Consider the following 2,800-nt stretch of genomic DNA (forward strand, 5'->3'; position numbering starts at 1 on the left):
TCACATAAAATAACTTATCGTCATGTGTTCTAAAAAAATTTATATAAACTTTTCAAAATTAATAATTAATAATTAACTTGAAAATATTACATCAATGAAAATAAAAGTTATTTATCCTGGAACATTTGATCCAATTACATTAGGACACTTAGATATTATAAATAAGATAACGAAAATATTTGATTTTATTGTAATCGCGATCTTCGAAAATACTAAAAAAAAACCATTGTTTAGCATAAAAGAACGAATAAAATTAACAAAAATAGCTACTAAAAAATTTAAAACTATTAAGAAAGTTATTACATTCAATAGATTATTAGTTCAAATAGCTGAATCTGAAAACATAAATTATATAATTAGAGGAATTCGAACGTCTTTAGATTTTGAATATGAATTAAATATGTTTAACATTAATAAAAAAATGTATCCTAAATTAGAAAATATTTCATTTTTTCCATCTCCTAAATATTCTTACATTTCTTCATCATTAGTAAAAGAAATAGTTAGATATGGAGGAAATGTGAAAAGTTATGTTCCTAAATCAGTACATTTAGCTTTACTGAAAAAATATAGGAATATTCCAATATAAAAAACTTGCTTTATCTTAAAATATTTTATAAACGTGAAGTTTTAATAATTATTTCTCTTATAATACTAATAGATATAAAAATATATATGGAGCATATAAATAAAACAACCTGTATATGCTCCACGTTTATTTTATAACAACTAATAAAATCAAAATATAATTTTACATATCTTAACTAACTTTAATAAATTGATTTCAATAAGTTATTCATCAATATTACATAAAAAAATATGCATATTCTATGTTCGGCTCTTTATCTTTAGACAAAATTGTCGATACTTGCGCTCCAAATGAATCATACGTATTGTCGCCAACTTTATAATTCGAATTTAAGTTTGATTTACTAGTAGCCACAAGTTGAAATCTACCATCATTTAATTCATCTATTACATAAGAAACTTTTACATCTTGTAATGTTAAATCAGTTAATTCTGGATGTGCAGTTAGTAATTTAACATAAGGCTGAGAAAATAAATCATTAGTTGAATATGAAGAAACTAACTGTCTTGATTCTAAATTAGGTAATACTTGTTTCAAATCATTCAACATAGATTCCGGAGAATGTTTAGAAATCTGCTGTCCATTAACTTGTAATATAGAGTTCTTACCTTCAATAAGAAAGTCATTATCTAATCTTGTAGTACCTCTTAATTTGTCAAAATGACCTTGAAATTTTCTTCCAGGAGATATTTGAAAATTATTATCATCAATTCCATTTAGAGTATACCAATAAGGTTTTTTTAAATCCTTATTTTCAATTTGTTCTTTAGTTTGAACAGGACTTGGACTATCTGATACTATATTATTTGATTTAATTTCAGTACTATCATCTGAACTGGAAGTAAGACTATCATAAAAACCAGTAATAGTAGATATTACGCTTTTTCCAAAATCAATAGAAGTATCAAATGCAGATCCACCTATATCTTTAATAAATTCAAAAGACGTATTAATAACATTTTTACCAATATCATATATTGATACACAAGTATCTGATACTGAACTTAATAATGCGTCAAAAAAATTTGTCAATGGGGTAAAATCAAATTTTAATACATCTGGAACGGTAAATTTTGGTGTTATATCTTTAAAAAAAGTATAAATAGGGATGAAATATGCTGCAAAACCTTTTAATTGTTCTATTTTATTTGAATCTTCATCCGTTAATGATGAACTATCAATTGTTCCAGTATTAATTGGAGACTGTATAGTTTGATTATCAGAAAGGTCAGAGTATATAACATTCGGACTATTCTGGACAACAGACCATTTCACTTCTTCATTTAATTCAGGAGAAAAATCAATATCACCTTGGTGTTTGTTTATTGAATTATCTTGAGGTTGTGTTTTTTTATTCACATCTACAAGTTGTATGCTATCTACAACTGACATTGATGACATAATATTACGTCCTCTATTTTCTATTAGTTCTTTGTACTTTAATTTAATTTTTTAGTCAAGTTTTGTATAGTGTTTTATTAAAATATTTAAAAAAAATATATAAAATCATTAACTGTATTAAAAATATTAGTATTTATCTAAACTAACTTCAAATACAATATCAAATTAACTTAGTCAATAATTATTACTAAATTATTTATATTTAGATAAATATTATTTGTTGATTTATCTATACTAATTTATCAAATAATATTTTGTATTGTTAATATTATAAAATATAATTACTTACAATATTTGAAAAATTATTTTTATTATAACTCTTAAACGCATTCTATAATAATATTATCATAACGTTAATATTAACTACACAAATAAATTAAAAATTATGAAAAAAAATTAAACACAATAATTTATTAAAATTTTTATTTTGTAAACATTATAATTCATATTGCTAGTTTTAAATATCATTCATTACTCAGAATAACTATATACTTTATACTTAACACACATTTTGTAAATACTAAATATTAAATTTAGCAAAAATTTATTTAATATTATTATATTTCTGTAATAAAAAACAAAAATTATCATTTTTTGAAGTAACATCAATTAAATTATTTAATTTTTTATTCTTATTTAGAAATAAAATTATATGATATGAAATCAAAATGTATAATATTAAACACTATAATATATATAACTCATAATGTATTTATAAACTTTATGAATATAATTTTTAATAATTATGACTAATATTATATAATAAGTAACTTGTTAAATACTCACGTCATTAATGTTTATTTAATATTT

Annotated in this window: 2 protein-coding genes; one reads left to right on the forward strand and one right to left on the reverse strand. The window is 21.5% G+C overall.

Annotated elements, in window-relative coordinates; genetic code table 11:
* Window positions 1-94 precede the first annotated feature (94 nt).
* Window positions 95-589 carry a pantetheine-phosphate adenylyltransferase gene (coaD, locus tag D9V73_RS02770; RefSeq protein ID WP_158336745.1) on the forward strand — a complete coding sequence of 165 codons (495 nt, stop codon included), beginning with the start codon at window positions 95-97 and terminating at the stop codon, window positions 587-589.
* 216 nt (window positions 590-805) lie between these two features.
* On the opposite strand, the gene D9V73_RS02775 is transcribed toward coaD, so the two are convergent.
* The gene (locus D9V73_RS02775) at window positions 806-1,990 is read right to left on the reverse strand and encodes a hypothetical protein (protein WP_158336746.1); all 1,185 of its coding nucleotides are present in this window, start codon (window positions 1,988-1,990) and stop codon (window positions 806-808) included.
* Window positions 1,991-2,800 lie beyond the last annotated feature (810 nt).

Origin of the sequence: Buchnera aphidicola (Melaphis rhois), from assembly GCF_005080745.1 — a bacterium.
Taxonomy (GTDB): domain Bacteria; phylum Pseudomonadota; class Gammaproteobacteria; order Enterobacterales; family Enterobacteriaceae; genus Buchnera_B; species Buchnera_B aphidicola_AT.

Excerpts from the sequence above, each read along its gene's own strand:
- coaD (WP_158336745.1), top strand. The coding sequence starts at position 95 with ATGAAAATAAAAGTTATTTATCCTGGAACATTTGATCCAATTACATTA.
- D9V73_RS02775 (WP_158336746.1), bottom strand. The coding sequence starts at position 1,990 with ATGTCATCAATGTCAGTTGTAGATAGCATACAACTTGTAGATGTGAAT.